This is a genomic window from Streptomyces sp. NPDC088785 (genome assembly GCF_044750685.1).
GTDB lineage: Bacteria > Actinomycetota > Actinomycetes > Streptomycetales > Streptomycetaceae > Streptomyces.
The window spans coordinates 68,228-85,340 of the sequence record NZ_JBIVKH010000010.1 but is presented as its reverse complement, the minus strand read 5'-3'; the positions used below and the strand labels follow the sequence as shown (position 1 = coordinate 85,340).

The 17,113-nt window shown below is 72.5% G+C and carries 16 protein-coding genes; 10 read left to right on the top strand and 6 right to left on the bottom strand.

Annotation, left to right across the window (positions count from 1 at the left end; all coding sequences use genetic code 11):
• Positions 1–64: 64 nt before the first annotated feature.
• A complete protein-coding gene (locus tag ACIP5K_RS25235) occupies positions 65–961 on the bottom strand; it encodes a 2-hydroxy-3-oxopropionate reductase (protein ID WP_401412921.1) in 897 nt (298 codons plus the stop codon).
• Positions 962–1,023: 62 nt separating this feature from the next.
• On the bottom strand, positions 1,024–1,860 hold the full coding sequence (locus tag ACIP5K_RS25230) for a TIM barrel protein (protein ID WP_401412919.1): 837 nt from the start codon (positions 1,858–1,860) through the stop codon (positions 1,024–1,026).
• Positions 1,861–2,013: 153 nt separating this feature from the next.
• On the opposite strand from ACIP5K_RS25230, the gene ACIP5K_RS25225 reads away from it, so the two are divergent.
• The 8 genes from ACIP5K_RS25225 to ACIP5K_RS25190 all read left to right on the top strand — a co-directional run bounded on the left by ACIP5K_RS25225 (position 2,014) and on the right by ACIP5K_RS25190 (position 9,312).
• Positions 2,014–2,277, top strand: a complete 264-nt coding sequence (locus tag ACIP5K_RS25225) for a hypothetical protein (protein ID WP_401412917.1) — start codon at positions 2,014–2,016, stop codon at positions 2,275–2,277.
• The gene (locus ACIP5K_RS25220; RefSeq protein ID WP_401412915.1) at positions 2,274–2,642 is read left to right on the top strand and encodes a helix-turn-helix domain-containing protein; all 369 of its coding nucleotides are present in this window, start codon (positions 2,274–2,276) and stop codon (positions 2,640–2,642) included. The genes ACIP5K_RS25225 and ACIP5K_RS25220 overlap by 4 nt, the downstream gene beginning before the upstream one ends.
• 149 nt (positions 2,643–2,791) lie before the next feature.
• Positions 2,792–3,316 carry a 2-oxo-4-hydroxy-4-carboxy-5-ureidoimidazoline decarboxylase gene (gene uraD, locus ACIP5K_RS25215; protein WP_401412914.1) on the top strand — a complete coding sequence of 175 codons (525 nt, stop codon included), beginning with the start codon at positions 2,792–2,794 and terminating at the stop codon, positions 3,314–3,316.
• Entirely contained in the window at positions 3,316–3,732 is a 417-nt protein-coding gene (uraH, locus tag ACIP5K_RS25210) for a hydroxyisourate hydrolase (RefSeq protein ID WP_401412912.1), read from the top strand. The genes uraD and uraH overlap by 1 nt, the downstream gene beginning before the upstream one ends.
• Before the next feature lie 5 nt (positions 3,733–3,737).
• Positions 3,738–4,673 carry a factor-independent urate hydroxylase gene (gene pucL / locus ACIP5K_RS25205; protein ID WP_401412910.1) on the top strand — a complete coding sequence of 312 codons (936 nt, stop codon included), beginning with the start codon at positions 3,738–3,740 and terminating at the stop codon, positions 4,671–4,673.
• Positions 4,674–4,758: 85 nt separating this feature from the next.
• Positions 4,759–6,186 (top strand): nucleobase:cation symporter-2 family protein, encoded by a 1,428-nt coding sequence (locus ACIP5K_RS25200; protein WP_401412908.1) that lies wholly within the window; start codon positions 4,759–4,761, stop codon positions 6,184–6,186.
• Between the two features lie 45 nt (positions 6,187–6,231).
• The gene (locus tag ACIP5K_RS25195) at positions 6,232–7,626 is read left to right on the top strand and encodes an 8-oxoguanine deaminase (RefSeq protein ID WP_401412906.1); all 1,395 of its coding nucleotides are present in this window, start codon (positions 6,232–6,234) and stop codon (positions 7,624–7,626) included.
• Between the two features lie 237 nt (positions 7,627–7,863).
• Positions 7,864–9,312, top strand: a complete 1,449-nt coding sequence (locus tag ACIP5K_RS25190) for a nucleobase:cation symporter-2 family protein (protein ID WP_401412904.1) — start codon at positions 7,864–7,866, stop codon at positions 9,310–9,312.
• Positions 9,313–9,406: 94 nt separating this feature from the next.
• Here the strand turns inward: ACIP5K_RS25190 and ACIP5K_RS25185 are convergent, their stop codons facing one another.
• From ACIP5K_RS25185 to ACIP5K_RS25170, 4 genes are all read right to left on the bottom strand, one after another.
• A complete protein-coding gene (locus tag ACIP5K_RS25185; RefSeq protein ID WP_401412902.1) occupies positions 9,407–10,237 on the bottom strand; it encodes a chitosanase in 831 nt (276 codons plus the stop codon).
• Positions 10,238–10,545: 308 nt separating this feature from the next.
• On the bottom strand, positions 10,546–10,998 hold the full coding sequence (locus ACIP5K_RS25180; RefSeq protein ID WP_401412901.1) for an acyl-CoA thioesterase: 453 nt from the start codon (positions 10,996–10,998) through the stop codon (positions 10,546–10,548).
• A gap of 147 nt (positions 10,999–11,145) precedes the next feature.
• Positions 11,146–11,787 carry a hypothetical protein gene (locus ACIP5K_RS25175; protein WP_401412900.1) on the bottom strand — a complete coding sequence of 214 codons (642 nt, stop codon included), beginning with the start codon at positions 11,785–11,787 and terminating at the stop codon, positions 11,146–11,148.
• A gap of 77 nt (positions 11,788–11,864) precedes the next feature.
• Positions 11,865–12,458 (bottom strand): histidine phosphatase family protein, encoded by a 594-nt coding sequence (locus ACIP5K_RS25170; RefSeq protein ID WP_401412898.1) that lies wholly within the window; start codon positions 12,456–12,458, stop codon positions 11,865–11,867.
• A gap of 284 nt (positions 12,459–12,742) precedes the next feature.
• On the opposite strand from ACIP5K_RS25170, the gene ACIP5K_RS25165 reads away from it, so the two are divergent.
• Together ACIP5K_RS25165 and ACIP5K_RS25160 are read left to right on the top strand one after the other, a co-directional pair.
• Positions 12,743–15,751 (top strand): DEAD/DEAH box helicase, encoded by a 3,009-nt coding sequence (locus ACIP5K_RS25165; RefSeq protein WP_401412895.1) that lies wholly within the window; start codon positions 12,743–12,745, stop codon positions 15,749–15,751.
• Positions 15,748–17,052: an SWIM zinc finger family protein gene (locus ACIP5K_RS25160; RefSeq protein WP_401412893.1), complete on the top strand. Its 1,305-nt coding sequence runs from the start codon at positions 15,748–15,750 to the stop codon at positions 17,050–17,052. Before ACIP5K_RS25165 ends, ACIP5K_RS25160 begins: the two co-directional genes overlap by 4 nt.
• Positions 17,053–17,113 lie beyond the last annotated feature (61 nt).

Genomic DNA, 17,113 nt, shown 5'->3' with positions numbered 1-17,113 from the left:
CGCGGCGACGCCTGGGCGCGACAGGACAGGTGTCAGCGCCGCCACGGCCCGGAAGTCTGGAGGGTTACGCGACCTGGTCGCCGGAGAGGCGCTCGACGCCGCGGAGCAGGGCCGAGTGGTCCAGGCCGCCGTCGCCCTGGGCGCGCAGCGAGGCGACCAGCTGGGCCACCACGGCGCCGACCGGCAGGGCCGCACCGACATTGCGGGCGGCGTCGGTGACGATGCCCATGTCCTTGTGGTGCAGGTCGATGCGGAAGCCCGGCTTGAAGTCCCGGTCGAGGAAGTTGTCCTTCTTGCGGGTCAGCACGGTGGAGCCGGCGAGCCCGCCGTTGAGGACGTCGAGCGCGGCCTTCAGGTCCACGCCGGACTTCTCCAGGAAGACCACGGCCTCGGCGCACGCCTGGATGTTCACGGCGACGATCAGCTGGTTGGCGGCCTTCACCGTCTGGCCCGAACCGTGCGGACCGCACAGCACGATGGTCTTGCCGAGCGCGTCGAGCAGCGGCCTGGCCTCGTCGAAGTCGGCCTGCGCGCCGCCGACCATGATGGACAGGACGGCCTCGATGGCGCCGGCCTCGCCGCCGGAGACGGGGGCGTCGATGACGCGGATGCCCTTCTCCTCGGCGTTCTTCGCCAGGTCGACCGAGGTCTGCGGGGTGATCGACGACATGTCGACGATCAGGGCGCCCGACCGCGCGTTCTCCAGGATGCCGTCGGGGCCGTAGGCGATCGCCTCGACCTGCGGGGACGCCGGGACCATGGTGACGATGACGTCGGCGTCCGCGACCGCCTCGGCGATCGACTTCGCGGCCGTGCCGCCGGCCGCGGCGAGGCGGTCCAGCTTGTCCTGCTCCAGCGTGTAGCCCGTGACGTCGTAACCGGCCTTGATCAGGTTCTCCGACATGGGCGAGCCCATGATGCCGAGCCCGATCCACGCGACCTTGGGGAGGTTGTTGCTCATGAGGGTGACTCCAAAGACTGTGAAAGCTCTGATACGTCGATGAGTTGGCGAGCGGGGACCGCTCAGGCCGCGCGGTGCTCGTGCGGCAGCCAGCCGAAGGACTCGGCGCTCGGGGCGTCGCCCGGCTTGTACTCCAGGCCCACGTAGCCCTCGTAGCCGGCCTTGCGGAGCTGGTCGAGCAGGTCCGCGAGGGGCAGCGAGCCGGTGCCCGGCGCGCCGCGGCCCGGGTTGTCGGCGATCTGCACGTGCCCGGTCCGGTCCGCGTAGGCGCTGATCACCTGCGGCAGGTCCTCGCCGTTCATGGACAGGTGGTACAGGTCCATGAGGAACGTGGCGTTGCCGAGGCCGGTCGCCGCGTTCACCTTGTCCACGATCTCGATCGCCTTGGGGGCGCTCACGATCGGGCACTTCGGCGACTCGGGCCGGTTGAGCGCCTCGATGAGCAGCACGGCGCCGACGCGGTCCGCGGCGCGGGCCGCGAGGACCAGGTTCTCCAGGGCCAGCTCGTCCTGGACGGCCGGGTCCACGCCCTCGACCCGGTTGCCGTACAGCGCGTTGAGCGCCTTGCAGCCGAGGGAGGCGGCGAAGTCCGCGGCGACGTCGAGGTTCGCACGGAACTTCTCGCTCTCCTCGCCCGGGACGGACAGGGCGCCCCGGTCGGGGCCGGGCAGCTGGCCCGCGTAGAAGTTCAGGCCGGTCAGCTGGACGCCGGCGTCCTTGATCGCGTCCCGCAGGGCGTCGAGCTCGGACTGCGCGGGGGTGGGGGAGTCGACCCAGGGCCACCACAGCTCGACCGCGGTGAAGCCCGCCGCGGCGGCGGCCGCGGGGCGCTCCAGGAGCGGGAGCTCGGTGAAGAGGATCGACAGATTGACATTGAAGCGCTGGTCGGCGAATCCCATCAGGGTCGGCGCTCCCTTCTGGTTCGTGTTCCGCGTGACGTCATGTTCCGTATTGCGGAAGTTCGTTTCTGCTTGATGGAAGGTTGCCTGTGGGGGGCGGGGGCTGTCAAGAGGGGCTGCCGGAAAATCGGCGAACGGCGCTAGGTTGAGCGCGTGCGATTGAGAGTGGAGTTCACGACCGAGCCCTTCGACCTCGACGAGGCGCCGCCGCACGCGGTGGCCGCCCGCGACGTACTGGAAGGGGCCGCGCTCGACGCGGTCGACGTCGGACCGTTCGGCAACACCGCCGAGGGGGAGTCCGGCGGGGTGCTGACCGCGGTCGACGCGCTGCTGCGCGAGGCGCTCGCCGCGGGCGCCACCCGGGTCTCGCTCCAGGTGAACGTGATCGGGGACGAGCCCGGGGAGGCGGATAAGTGACCGGTCTCGGGGACGATCCCTTCGTCCGGGCGGTCAAGCCGCTCGTCGACGCCATGGGGGGCGAGATGCTGCCGCCGCACGCGGCCGGCAAGGACGACGTCGTGCTGACCTGGGAGGGCGTGGACGTCCTGGCCGTCCGCCTCCCCCAGCTGGCCGACTCCCTCGATCACATCCTGGCGGCCATGGAGCGCAGGCAGGGCAAGCCGCTGGCCGACCTCGACCGCAAGGAGAAGCAGGAGGCCGTGCGCGCCCTGGAGGCGCGGGGCGCCTTCGCCGTGCGGCACGGCGTGGAGACCGTCGCCGGGGCCCTCGGCGTCTCCCGTTTCACCGTGTACAACTACCTCAACCGCGAGAAGTCCTCCTGACCTGCATCGACTCTTCGAAACCCGCGCCGCCGTCCGTTCATCGGGCGGCGGTTTTTGTCACTCCAAGTTTTCAACAAAGTGTTGACGCCGTGTTTCCGAGGGCGTTAGCTATCCGCAGCCCGTCCAGCACAAGGCCACGGAGGCATCCCGTGACTTCAGGTACGTCAGGTACTCATCGGGGGTTGACCCGGTTCAACACCTCGGACGCGAGCACGGCCCAGGCCGAGCTCCACGAGGTGTGCGCTTCATCGGCGTGGGGCGCCAAGCTGCTCGCCCAGCGCCCCTTCGCCACCGTGGAGGCCCTCTTCGAAGCCAGTGACGCCGCGACGGCCGAACTGAGCGACGACGATCTCGCCGAGGCGATGGCGGGACACCCGCCGATCGGCCGCCCGAAGCCCGGCGACCCCACCTCCTCGCGTGAACAGCGCGGCATGGCCGGGGCCTCCGAGGAACTCAAGGCGGAGATGCTCGAACGGAACCTGGCCTACCAGGACCGGTTCGGACATGTCTTCCTCATCTGCGCCACCGGAGCCACCGGCGAGCAGATGCTCGAAGCGCTCAAGGCGCGCATCGCGAACACGCCCGACCAGGAGCGGGAGATCGTCCGCACCGAACTGGGCAAGATCAACCGCATCCGCCTGACCCGCCTCGCAGAAGAAGGGGACAACGCCTGATGAGCACCGAGACCACGGCGTCGGTGTCCACGCACATCCTGGACACCAGCATCGGACGCCCCGCCGAGGGCGTCACCATCTCCCTTGCGGCACGCGCCGGTTCGGGCGCCGCCTGGGTGGCGCTCGGCGGCTCGGCCACCGACGCGGACGGGCGCTGCAAGGACCTTCCGGCGCTGCCGGAGGGCACCACCCACGTCCGTCTCGACTTCGAGACGGAAGCGTATTTCGCGAAGCGCGCGACGTACGACCACCAGCAAGCCGATGCGCAGCAGGACGCCCCCGCGAATCGGGACAGCGGCACGACCGGAGCGTTCTTCCCGGAGGTGGCGATCACGTTCGCCGTCGTCCCGGGCGAGCACTACCACGTACCGCTGCTGCTCAACCCGTTCGGCTACTCCGTTTACCGAGGGAGCTAGCAGACATGCCCACGATTCTGGGATCCAACCAGTACGGCAAGGCCGAGAACCGGGTCGTAAAGATCACGCGGGACGGCGACACCCACCACATCAAGGACCTCAACGTCTCGGTCGCGCTCAGCGGCGACCTCGACGACGTCCACCTCACCGGGTCGAACGCCAACTGCCTGCCGACCGACACCACCAAGAACACCTGCTTCGCCTTCGCCAAGGAAGTGGGCATCGAGTCGGCGGAGCAGTACGGCGTCGCCCTCGCCCGGCACTTCGTCGACAGCCAGCCGTCCATCCACCGGGCGCGCATCCGCATCGAGGAGTACAGCTGGGAGCGGATCGCCGGCTCCGACGCGGGCTCGAACTTCATCGGCGCCGACGAGGTCAAGCACTCCTTCGTCCGCAAGGGCCAGGAGACCCGGCTCGTCCAGGTCACCTACGACGGCACGAAGTTCGAGGTCCTCTCCGGACTCAAGGACCTGACCGTGATGAACACCACGAACTCCGAGTTCTGGGGCTTCATCAAGGACAAGTACACGACGCTCAAGGAGGACTACGACCGCATCCTCGCCACCTCCCTGTCGACGTGGTGGCGGCACAACTGGACGGGCGAGGACGGCCAGCGCACCCCGAACTGGAACAAGTCGTACGACCAGGCCAAGAAGCACATCCTCCAGGCCTTCGTCGAGACGTACTCGCTGTCGCTCCAGCAGACCCTCTTCCAGATGGGCTCGCGCGTCATCAACAACCGCAGCGAGATCGACGAGATCCGCTTCTCCGCGCCGAACAAGCACCACTTCCGCCAGGACCTGTCGCCCTTCGGCCTGGACAACGAGGCGAAGGACGGTGCCGTGTACTGGGCCGCCGACCGCCCCTACGGCCTGATCGAGGCCACCATCCTGCGCGACGGCGCGGACCAGCGCATACCGCTGGACATGACCAACCTCTGACGCCCCAGGCGCAGTCGATGCGGTGAGTGCACCCCCGTCCACCCGCAGGAGACGGGGGTGCGCCGTACCGGAGGGAACATAAGCAATGGCAGTGCCTGCAAAGGGGCCGGCAGAAGCTGAGGGCCCGTGTTCTGACCCCACCGGCCCGTCGGAGCGGTCCGCGAGAGACGTCGCGGCGCACCCGGTGGACGAGAAGCTCCACGTCTCGCGGCTCGTCCCCGCCGCACTCCAGCACATCGCCGCCATGTACGCCGGCGTCGTCACCCCTCCGCTCATCATCGGCCAGGCCGTCCGCCTCGACACCGCGGGCCAGACCCGGCTGATCGCCGCGTCGCTGCTCATCGCGGGCGTGGCCACCCTGCTCCAGACGCTCGGCGTCAAGGGCTTCGTCGGCAACCGGCTGCCGTTCGTCAACGCGGCGTCGTCGGCGGGCATCGCGCCCATGCTGGCCATCGCCGAGACCAACGCGCAGGGCTCCCAACTCCCCGCCATCTACGGCGCGGTCATGGTCGCGGGCGTCTTCTGCCTCGCCATCGGGCCCTTCTTCGGGCGGCTCCTGCGCTTCTTCCCGCCGCTGGTCACCGGCGTCGTCATCACCCTCATCGGGGTGACCCTGATGCCCGTGCCGGTCGGCTGGGCCCAGGGCGGCGACAAGACGGCCGCCGACTACGGCGACATGCGCTATCTCGCCCTCGCCGCCTTCACGCTCGTCGTGATCCTGCTCATCCAGCGCTTCGGACGCGGCTTCGTCAAGCAAGTCGCCCTGCTCTTCGGCCTGTTGATCGGCACGCTCGCCGCGGTCCCGTTCGGCATGGCGGACTTCAGCTCCATCCGCTCCGCGCCGATCGCCGCGCTCCCCACGCCCTTCGCCTTCGGGGCGCCCGAGTTCCAGCCCGCCGCGATCGTCTCGCTCTGCCTCGTCATGCTCGTCCTGATGACCGAGTCGTCGGCCGGCATGCTCGCCATCGGCGAGATCTGCGAGCGCGACTGCGACGGACGGACCATCACCCGCGGCCTGCGCACCGACGGCATCGCCACCTTCCTCGGCCCGGTCTTCGGCGGCTTCCCCACCTCGGCCTTCGCGCAGAACGTCGGCGTCGTCTCGCTCACCAAGGTGCGCAGCCGCTACGTCGTCGCCGTCGCCGGCGCCGCCCTGCTCGTCCTCGGCGCCTTCCCGGTGCTCGGCGCGGTCGTCTCGATGGTCCCGATGCCGGTCCTCGGCGGCGCGGGGATCGTCCTCTTCGGCTCCATCGCCGTCAGCGGCATCCGCACGCTCTCCGAGGCGGGCCTCGACGACAGCTCCAACATCATCCTGGTGGCCGTCTCGCTGGGCGCCGGCATCATCCCGCTGGCCGCACCCACCTTCTACGCCGACTTCCCGGCCTGGGCGCAGACCGTGCTCGGCTCCGGCATCAGCGCCGGCGCGCTCGTCGCCGTGTCGCTGAACCTCTTCTTCCACCATCTCGGCACCCGCGGCAGCGCCACCGCCGCCGCGGCACTCAAATCCTCCTAGGGTCCTGCCGTGCCCAATCGCCACTCAAGAAATGAAGGAAGCACCATGGCACCTTCCACGGCTTCGTCGGCAGACCGCATCGTCATCGAGAACGTCGCCATCGCCACGGTCGACGCGCAGGACACCGAGTACGCCTCGGGTCACATCGTCGTCGCGGGCAACATCATCGAGTCCATCGGCGCGGGCGACGCGCCGGCCGGCCTGGAGAACGTCGTACGCCGTATCGACGGCACCGGCCACCTCGCCACGCCCGGCCTCGTCAACACCCACCACCACTTCTACCAGTGGATCACCCGCGGTCTCGCCACGGACCACAACCTGTTCAACTGGCTGGTGGCGCTGTACCCGACGTGGGCGCGCATCGACGAGCAGATGACGTACGCGGCCGCGCAGGGCTCCCTCGCCATGATGGCCCGCGGCGGTGTGACCACCGCGATGGACCACCACTACGTCTTCCCGCAGGGCTCGGGCGACCTCTCCGGCTCGATCATCCGCGCCGCCTCCGAGATGGGCGTGCGCTTCACCCTGGCCCGCGGCTCCATGGACCGCAGCGAGAAGGACGGCGGCCTGCCGCCGGACTTCGCCGTCGAGACCCTCGAAGGCGCCCTCGCCGCGACCGAGGAGACCGTCAAGAAGCACCACGACTCCTCCTTCGGCGCGATGACCCAGGTGGCCGTCGCCCCCTGTTCGCCCTTCTCCGTCTCCACCGAACTCCTCAAGCAGGGCGCCGAATTGGCGCGCCGCCTCGGCGTACGGCTGCACACCCACGGCAGCGAGACGGTCGAGGAGGAGAAGTTCTGCCACGAGCTGTTCGGCATGGGCCCCACCGACTACTTCGAGTCCACCGGCTGGCTGGGCGAGGACGTGTGGATGGCGCACAGCGTCCACATGAACGACTCCGACATCGCCGCCTTCGGCCGCACCAAGACGGGCGTCGCGCACTGCCCGTCCTCGAACGCGCGCCTCGCGGCGGGCATCGCCCGCGTCCCCGACATGCTCGCGGCCGGCGTCCCGGTCGGCCTCGGCGTCGACGGCACCGCCTCCAACGAGTCCGGCGAACTCCACACCGAGCTGCGCAACGCGCTGCTGATCAACCGCCTCGGCGCCCACCGCGAAGCCGCCCTGAACGCCCGTCAGGCGCTGCGCCTGGGCACCTACGGCGGCGCCCAAGTGCTGGGCAGGGCCGGGGAGATCGGCTCGCTGGAGACCGGCAAGCTCGCCGACCTCGTGCTGTGGCGGATGGACACCCTCGCCCACTCCTCGATCCTGGACCCGGTCACCGCGCTCGTCTTCGGCGCGGCCGCCCCGGTCACCCTCTCCCTCGTCAACGGCGTGCCGGTGGTGGAGGACAGCCGCCTCCTGCACGTCGACGAGGACGCCATCGCCCGCTCCACGCGGGACGAGGCACAGCGCCTGGCGCGGATCGCCGCGCAGGCGTAGCGCCTCCCGAGAACTCCGGCCGGGGAGGACGGTCCCCGGCCGGACCCGAACTGCCGAGCGGGCAGTTCGGGAGCCGCCCCGGAACGCGGCCCCAGCTTCGCGTTCCCGGGGCGGTCAGCACTGCCTGGGCACCCCACAACTTCATACGGGTTCCATCCAGCACCACCTTGCACCACCTCCCAGAAGCGAAAAGTGCCGGCGGCCCGCCGGGACTGGAAAACAACCGGAGGAGCCGCAGTGGCGACGACGCCCAGGTTCACCAAGCAAGGCACCACCCCCGCCGAACAGGACGCGGGACATACCAAACATCCGGTCGACGAGACCCTGCCCCCGCTGAAGATGGCCACCACCGGCCTTCAGCACGTGGCAGCCATGTACGCGGGCGTGGTCGCGCCCCCGCTCATCGTCGGCGCCTACATAGGACTCTCCGCGAAGGAACTCACCTTCCTGACCGGCGCCTGCCTCTTCACGGCCGGCCTCGCCACCTTCCTCCAGACGCTCGGCATCTGGAAGATCGGCGCCCGGCTGCCCTTCGTCAACGGCGTCACGTTCGCGGGCGTCGCCCCGATGCTCGCCGTCGTCGACTCGACGAAGGACAAGGACGACGCCCTGCCGATCATCTTCGGCGCGGTGATCGTCGCGGGTGTGCTCGGCTTCGTCGCCGCACCCTTCTTCTCCAAGGCGATACGTTTCTTCCCACCGGTCGTGACGGGAACGGTCATCACGCTCATCGGCATCTCGCTGATGCCGGTCGCCTTCGGCTGGGCGCAGGGGCCCGACGCCAAGGCATCCGACTACGGCTCCATGAAGAACCTGGCCCTCGCCGGGATCACCCTCGTCATCGTGCTGCTGCTGCGCCGCTTCACCACCGGCTTCGTCAAGCAGATCGCGGTGCTTCTCGGCCTGGTCGTCGGCACGGTCGTCGCGATCCCGTTCGGCGTCACGGACTTCTCGCCGATCGGTGACGCGGACGTCGTGGGCTTCCCGACCCCGTTCCACTTCGGGGCCCCGCAGTTCGCCGGCGCGGCCATCGTCTCGATGATCGTCGTCATGGTCGTGTCGATGACGGAGTCGACGGCGGACATGCTCGCGCTCGGCGAGATCGTCGACCGCCCCGCGGACGAGAAGACGATCGCGGCCGGCCTGCGCGCCGACACCCTCGGCACGGCGATCAGCCCGGTCTTCAACGGCTTCATGTGCAGTGCCTTCGCCCAGAACATCGGCCTGGTGGCGATGACCAGGATCCGCAGCCGGTTCGTGGTCGCGGTCGGCGGCGGCTTCCTCGTGCTGATGGGCCTGTGCCCGATGGCCGCGTCCCTGATCGCGGTCGTGCCCCGCCCGGTCCTCGGCGGCGCCGGCGTCGTCCTCTTCGGTTCGGTCGCCGCCAGCGGCATCCAGACCCTGGTCAAGGCCCGTCTGGAGAAGGACAACAACGTCCTGATCGTCGCCGTCTCGCTCGCCGTGGGTCTCATCCCGATCGCGGCGCCGGAGTTCTACCACGCGTTCCCGGAGCGCGCGAAGATCATCCTGGACTCGGGGATCTCCACCGGCTGCGTCGCCGCCGTCCTGCTCAACCTGGTCTTCAACCACCTGGGCCGCAATCGCGACGCGGACGAGGTGACGGCCCCGATGGAGTCGGGAGGGGCGATCGCGGAGCAGCGCACCACGTCCGCCGCGGCGCACTGACCCCCCGCCGCCCCGCACGGCCGACGCCGCCCCCGGGAACCGGGGGCGGCGCGGCACTGTCACGGGGGAGTACCGACCGGGGTGCCGGCCCCGGTCAGCCGATGTGGAAGCTGTCCCCGTACACCTTCCAGTCCAGCGGCGGGTCCAGGGCGAGGTTGCCCTTCTTCAGGAACACGCGCTGGGCGGTGTCGACGCGGCTCGTGTCGCTGTGCGCCTCCTCCTGCTGCATCGCCCACACGCGCGCGTCGAGGAACGCGTTGAGCCAGGTGGTCTCGTTGCCGCCCTGCGCGGGCGGCTTCGCCTTGCCGAGGGCGCGCTTGCGGATGCCGGAGAAGCTCGTCGGGTCGCCGCCGTCGCCGTGCATCACGATGGCGTCGTAGTACGCGAACTGCCCGAGCGTGCCGACCCCGTCGGCCTTGCCCTGCTTGACCGCCGGGTTGAAGTACACCCGGTCGCGCTCGTCGTTCTGGGCCTGCTGGAACGCCGGGTCCTGGGCGGCCTTCGCCCAGTCCTTCGTGAAGTTCGGGTCCAGGCCGTCGTGCGAGTCGCTGCCGTCCACGTCCCGCAGCGCGGGCAGGTACTTGGCGAGGACGTTGCCGGGCTTGCGCTGCGCGTACAGCTCGACGAGGTCGAGCATGTCGCCGGTGCCGGAGCAGAAGCCGATGATCCCGGCGGTGTAGCCGCGGCCGTCGCCGATGTCCTCGATGTACTTGTACTGGGCCTTCCAGTCGAGCGAGGAGTTCTCCGCGCTCGACACGAGCTTCATGGCGATCTCCTTCTTCGCCGGGTCGTCGAGGCCGGTGGCGGCGGGGGCGGCGCCGGCGAGCTGCGTGGACAGGAGCGGGGCCGCGACCACCGTGGTGCCCAGAAGGGCGAGGAGGGTGCGACGGGAGGGGCGTGCAGTGCGTATGTGGGGGCTGGACACGGGTCCTCCAGAGGGGAGTTCGTCGTTCCGTCGACTGTTAGGAAGGTTTCCTACCAGAAATTTGGAGTGACGTATACCCGTCAAGACAGCGTGGGGTGTGGGCAGTTGGCGCCGGGGGCGGCCCGAGGGGGCCGGTCGGGGCGGGCCCGGGGAGCCGGTCATCGGGTTCCGAGGTGCCGGTCATGGGCGGTGGCCTGCGCGCACGCAGCGGTGCGCGCAGGTGGCCCGGACCGGTGGGATCCGATGGAGGGGGCGGACGAGACGCGGCGGATCCCGGTGGTGGAGTGCGGCGGGGGCCGGTGTCGCCGTTACAGGCCGAGAGGGGCGGGGTCCTTCGCCAGCTCCTCGAAGGCCTTCCTCGGGTCCGCCAGCAGCTTGCGCCGCTCCAGGTCCAGCACGCCGCCCACAGCGGTGATCTCGGCCGACAGGGTGCCGTCGGTCTTCCTGATCGCCTGACGCACCCGGAACGTCTTGCCCTCGCCCCACTCGAAGACGCACTCCACGTCCACGGTGTCGCCGGCGCGCAGCTCCCGCAGATAGCGGATGTTCGTCTCCAGGACGACGGGACCCACACGACGCGCGAGCAGATCGCTCTGGTCGATGCCGGTGTGCCGCAGCAGCGCCCACCGGGCGTGCTCCGCGTACTGCAAATACACCGCCTGGTTGAGGTGGCCCTGCACGTCGGTCTCGTACCCGCGCACCTCGACCCGCACGGAAAACGGCTCTGCGACGGACGGTTGTGCCACGAACGGTTCTGCCACGGTGGTCCTCTCGATGATCCGGGTGGCGCCGACCGGTGGACCCGGTGCCCGGGCGCCGCCGATCGGCGGACCGGCTCTGAGCGCTTGCTCAGGTCCGGCCGACGGGTTCAACAGGGCGGTGCGGCACGGCATTCCGTGCGCGGGTGCTCAGACCCGGCGCGGCGACGCCAGCAGCCAGCGGCCCCCGCGCGGCTGCGCGTGCTCGCTCACCTGCCAGCCCGCCCGCCGGAGCGCCCCCGCGCACTCCGCGAGGGCGGCCGGCTCGGGGTGCCGGACGGCGACGGCCTCGGGCTGCGGGGTGTCCGTCACGCGGTAACCGGGCGCCGCCCCCGTCGCCGGGACGCACCCCGCCGCCTCCAGGGCCAGCGCGGCGGAGTGGGTGAGACGGCCCCGCTCCCACGCGCAGGGCCGGTCGGTCGCGCCGTCCGGATGTGTCATCCGGCGTATCTCCAGCAGCCCCTGCCAGGCGGTGCGCACCTCGCGGGCCCGCGCGGGCGTGGCGACGGCGTCCGGCTCGCCGCCGAGCCGCGCCGCGAAGACACCGCCCGGCGCGGCGGGCTCCGCGACGGGCTCCGGATGCGGCGCGGCCGTCGCCGGGGCGCTCGCGGCCTCGCGGATCCGGTGGCCGGCCGGGGTCAGGAAGTGCTCGTGCGGCGGCCTCGGGTGCCGGAACGCGAGGCGCAGCGCGACGAGCCGCGCGAGCTGCGTCGCGGTGCCGGTGAGCCGGCCCGTCTCCGGCTCGGCGGCTTCGATGACGCGCCGCTGCGCGGCGGTCGGCGGTCTGGTCATGGCACACCCCGGCTCCGGAGGATCGTCGGCTGCGGACTCCCTGCCGACGATGGTGCACGACGGGTCCGACAACGCCCTCAGGGCCGCAGGTTCCAGCCCGAGATCACGGGGCGGCCGTGCTCGAAGGTCAGCCGGCTCACCGTGCCGGTCGCCAGCAGGAAGTGGGCGCCCCCCGACGGCGGCAGTCCCAGGCGGCGCGCGGTCAGCACCCGCAGGAAGTGGCCGTGCGAGACGAGCACCACGCTGCCCTCGTTGTTGGCGAGCGCGGCGTCGACCTTGGACAGCATCCGGTCCGCCCGGGCGCCCACCTCCTCCGGGCTCTCGCCGGGATGCTCCGGCGGCCCCGGCGGCACCCCGTCGTCGAAGAGGAACCAGTCGGGCCGCGTGCGCTGGATCTCCCGGGTGGTGACGCCCTCGTAGGCGCCGTAGTCCCACTCGACCAGGTCGCGGTCGACGGTCACCCGGGAGAGTCCGGCCAGCTCGGCGGTCTCGCGCGCGCGGTGCAGCGGGCTGACGAAGACGGCCCCCACGTGGTAACTGCCGACGAGCGGGGCGACGCGGCGCGCCTCCTCCCGGCCGTTCTCGGTCAGCGGGAGGTCGGTCAGGCCGGTGTGCTGGCCCGTCAGGGCCCACTCGGTCTCACCGTGCCGGACAAGGAGCAGGTCACCCAAGGCGCGCACCGTTCTGTCTGGGTTCGGAAGGATCGGTGATCGGAAGGCCGGTGTTCGAAAGGATCGGTGTTCGCAGGGATCGGATCGGTCACCGGACGGTCCGTGGACATTCTCGCTGGAACCGTACCCGGGGCGCGCGTCGCCGCAGGCAGCGGGGATTGTCGGACCCGGCCCGTAAGGTTTCAGGGGTCGGACCGATCGGGCCGACCGAGTGGCGAGCGGACCGAGGGGTCCGGTGGCTCCGCCGGGTGCGCGGAGCCGACGAGTGCAAGAGGGGAGGCCGGGTGGCCGTGCGGGAACTGCCGGGTGCCGTGCTCCGGGCCGCCGCCGTCTTCCTGCCCGCGCCGCTGCCGCGCGAGGGCCGGGTGGCCTTCTGGTCGCCCGACGACCCGGCCGGCCCGCCCGGCGCCGACACGGAGATCACCGTGGTCCGCCCGCACGGGTCGGGCGTGCGCAGCCGCCAGGTGCCCGCCCTCGTCCTGCCGGTCGTCGACGCGCTGCCGCCGCTGGTGCGGGCCCGCCGCACCCCCGGCGCCCACCCCGCCGCCGCGGCCTGGGGCGCGGCGGCGGCGCACGCGCTGCACCTGGTCGCCCGCGGCCGGCTGCTGCCCGGACTCACCGCGTCCGACCACGACGCCTGGCGCGCGGGCCCGCTCGACGAGGACGACGTCGCGCAGCTCCGGGGCATCGCCGCCGCCCTGCCGCCGGAGGGCTTCGCCGTCCCGGTGGCCGGCCGCAGACCCGTCCAGGTGCCGGAGCCGCAGGCCCTCGTGCGGGCGTTCCTGGACGCCGTGGCCGACGCGCTGCCGCGCACCCCGGCGGCGGCGCACGCGGCGGGCGCCCCGTTCGCCGCCGCCGCTCCCCAGCACCTCCCGCGGGCCCGCCCCTGGGCGGTCGAGGCGGCGGCGGGGCTCGACGCGGGCGTGCGGATCTCGCTCCGGCTCGACCTGTCCCACCAGGACTTCTTCGACGCGGACGACCCCGACCCCGGCCCCGACACCGGCGCCGACCCCGGCCCGGACACCGACCTCGATGCCGGCACGGTCACCGGCACCGTCCCGGGCGCCGGGGGCAGCGGCGCCGCTTGGGAGGCCCGGCGCGCGGGGACCGCCATCGTCCAGGTGCACAGCCTCGCCGACCCCACGCGCGTGGTCGACGCCGCCCACCTGTGGGCGGGCGACGCCGACGACCACTTCGGGCCGCGCGCCCGGATCGACGCCGTCCTCGCGGTGCGCCGCGCGGTCGCCGCCTGGCCGCCGCTCGGCCGCCTCCTGGAGCAGGACGTCCCCGACGTCCTCGCCCTCGCCGAGAGCGAGCTGATCGACCTGCTCGGGCCCGGCGCGGCCCGGCTCGCCAGGGCCGGCGTCACCCTGCACTGGCCGCGCGAGCTGGCCCGCTCCCTGACCGCCACCGCCGTCGTCCGCGCACAGACCGCGCCCGGCTCCGCGACGGACGGCACGACGTTCTTCGACGCCGACGAGCTGATGGCGTTCAACTGGCAGCTCGCGCTCGACGGGGACCCGCTGACCGAGCGCGAGATGGACCGGCTCGCCGAGTCGCACCGCGCCGTCGTCCGGCTGCGCGACCAGTGGGTCGTCGTCGACCCCGACCTGGTGCGCAAGGCCCGCAAGCGCGAGCTGGGCCTGCTCCAGCCCGTCGACGCCCTCGCGGTCGCCCTCACCGGGGAGGCCGAGGTCGACGGCGAGCGGGTCGCCGCCGTGCCCACCGGCCGCCTCGCCGAGCTGCGCGACCGCCTCACCCGGGGCCTCGACACCGTCGAGCCGCCGCCCGCCCTGCGCGCCACCCTGCGCGACTACCAGCTGCGCGGCCTCGCCTGGCTCGACCTCATGACCTCGCTCGGCCTCGGCGGCTGCCTCGCCGACGACATGGGCCTCGGCAAGACGGTCACCCTCATCGCGCTGCACCTGCGCCGCGACCGGCCCCGGCCCACCCTCGTGGTCTGCCCCGCGTCCCTGCTCGGGAACTGGCAGCGGGAGATCGAGAAGTTCGCGCCCGGCGTCCCCGTGCGCCGCTTCCACGGCGCCGACCGCAGCCTCGACGACGGCACCGGCGGCTTCGTCCTCACCACGTACGGCACCCTGCGCACCCGCGCCGCCGAACTCGCGGCGCACGAGTGGGGCATGGTCGTCGCCGACGAGGCACAGCACGTCAAGAACCCCAACTCGGCGACGGCGAAGGCCCTGCGCACCCTCGACACCCCCGCGCGCGTGGCCCTCACCGGCACCCCCGTGGAGAACAACCTCAGCGAGCTGTGGGCGCTCCTCGACTGGACGACCCCGGGCCTGCTCGGCCCGCTCAAGGCGTTCCGCGCACGCCACGCGCGCGCCGTCGAGGGCGAGGGGCCGCTGGAGAACCCGGAGGCCATCGAGCGGCTGTCCCGGCTGATCCGCCCGTTCGTCCTGCGCCGCAAGAAGTCCGACCCGGGCATCGTGCCCGAGCTGCCGCCCAAGACCGAGTCCGACCACCCCGCGCCGCTCACCCGCGAACAGGCCTCGCTCTACGAAGCGGTCGTCCGGGAGTCCATGGCGCAGATCGAGGCCGCCGAGGGCATCGGCAGACGCGGCCTCATCATGAAGCTGCTGACCTCCCTGAAGCAGGTGTGCAACCACCCCGCGCAGTACCTGAAGGAGGGCGAGGGGACCCGCCCGCGCCTGGCCGGACGCTCCGGCAAGCTCGACCTCCTGGACGAACTGCTGGACACCATCCTCGCGGAGTTCTACGAAGCGCCGGAGCGGCTGCCACGGGACAGCGGCGGCGGGCGGCCACCGGCCGGCTCCGGCGGTTCGGGCGGCTCCGGCGGCTCGGTGCTCGTCTTCACCCAGTACGTGTCCATGGCGCGGCTGCTGTCCACGCACCTCACCACCCGCGGGATCGCCAGCCAGCTGCTGCACGGCGGCACCCCGGTCGCCGAGCGCGAGCGCATGGTGGACCGCTTCCAGTCCGGTGACGTCCCCGTCTTCCTGCTGTCCCTGAAGGCGGCCGGCACCGGGCTCAACCTCACGCGCGCGGGCCACGTCATCCACTTCGACCGCTGGTGGAACCCGGCGGTGGAGGAGCAGGCCACCGACCGCGCCTACCGCATCGGCCAGACCCAGCCCGTGCAGGTCCACCGGCTCATCACCGAGGGCACGGTCGAGGACCGGATCGCCGAACTCCTCGCGGCCAAGCGGGCCCTCGCGGACGCCGTCCTCGGCTCCGGCGACGCGGCGCTCACCGAACTGACCGACCGCGAGCTGAGCGACCTCGTGTCCCTGAGGAGGGGGTCGGCGTGAGGCGCGGCGGCACCGGGCGCCACAGCGCCCACATTCCCGGCCGGGCCACCGCGGCCGAGCAGGCCCGGGCCCGGCACACCGACGGCCGCCGCACCTTCCCGCCGCTGCCGCCGCGCGCCCAGAGCGGCGACGCCGCGCTGACCTGGTGGGGGACCGCGTGGGTCGACGCCCTGGAGGACACCGCCCTCGACCCGGCCCGCCTCGCCCGCGGCCGGACCTACGCGGACCGCGGCCACGTCGACGCGATCACCGTCACCCCGGGCCGCGCCGTCGCCTACGTGCACGGCTCCCGCCCCCGCCCCTACCGCGCCGAGCTGCGGCTGCGCCCCCTCTCCGACGAGGCCTGGGACCGCTTCCTCGGCACCGCCGCCGCCCGCCCCGACCACATGGCCTCCCTGCTCGACAAGGACGTGCCGCACGCGCTGGCCGCCGTCGTCGACCTGCTGCCGGTCGCCGACGACCTGACGCCCGAGTGCACCTGCCCCGACCGCGCCCACCCGTGCAAGCACGCGGCGGCGCTCTGCTACCAGACGGCACGGCTCCTCGACGAGGACCCGTTCGTGCTGTTCCTGCTGCGCGGGCGCGGCGAGCAGGACCTGCTCACGGCCCTGACCCGCCGCAACGCCACCCACACGGCGGCCGAGCGGACCGGTGCGACGGCCCCGGCCACCGACACCGTCCCCGCCCGGGGCCTCTACGCCGACCGCCCCGAACTCCCGCCCCTGCCCCCCGAGTTCCCCGCCCCGGCGCACCCCGAGCGGCCGCCCTCCTACCCGCAGCACCCGCAGGGCCCCGACCCGCTCGCCCTCGATCTGCTCGCCACCGAGGCGGGCGCCCGCGCGCACACCCTGCTCACCACCGGCGACGACCCGATCGCGCGGCTCACCCCCTGGCAGGACGCCGTCCGCGTCGCCGCCGGGCATCCCGGCTCCGGCCTGACCGCCGCCACCCGCGCGCTGTACGCCTCGCTCGCCCGCGGCACCGGCCGCACCCCCGCCGACCTGGCCCGCGCGGTCGCCGCCTGGCGCCAGGGCGGACTGAAGGGGCTGCACGTCTTGGAGGAGGAGTGGGACCCGCCCGCGGGCCCCTTCGACCGGGCCCGCCCGGCGCTGCTCGCCCAGGGCCACCCCGAGTTCCGCCCGCGCCGCAACCACCTCTCGACGCCGTCGCTCCAGCTCCGCCTCGGCCGCGACGGCCTGTGGTACGGCTACGAGTCCGACCCCGGCCGCGACGACTGGTGGCCCCGGGGCGACCCCGCCCGCGACCCGCTGACCACCCTCGACTCCCTCCTGGGCCGCTGACCGGGCCGCACCCCTGCACCCCGCCGCTCCCGCGCACCGTCCACCGGCTCACAGCGACCCG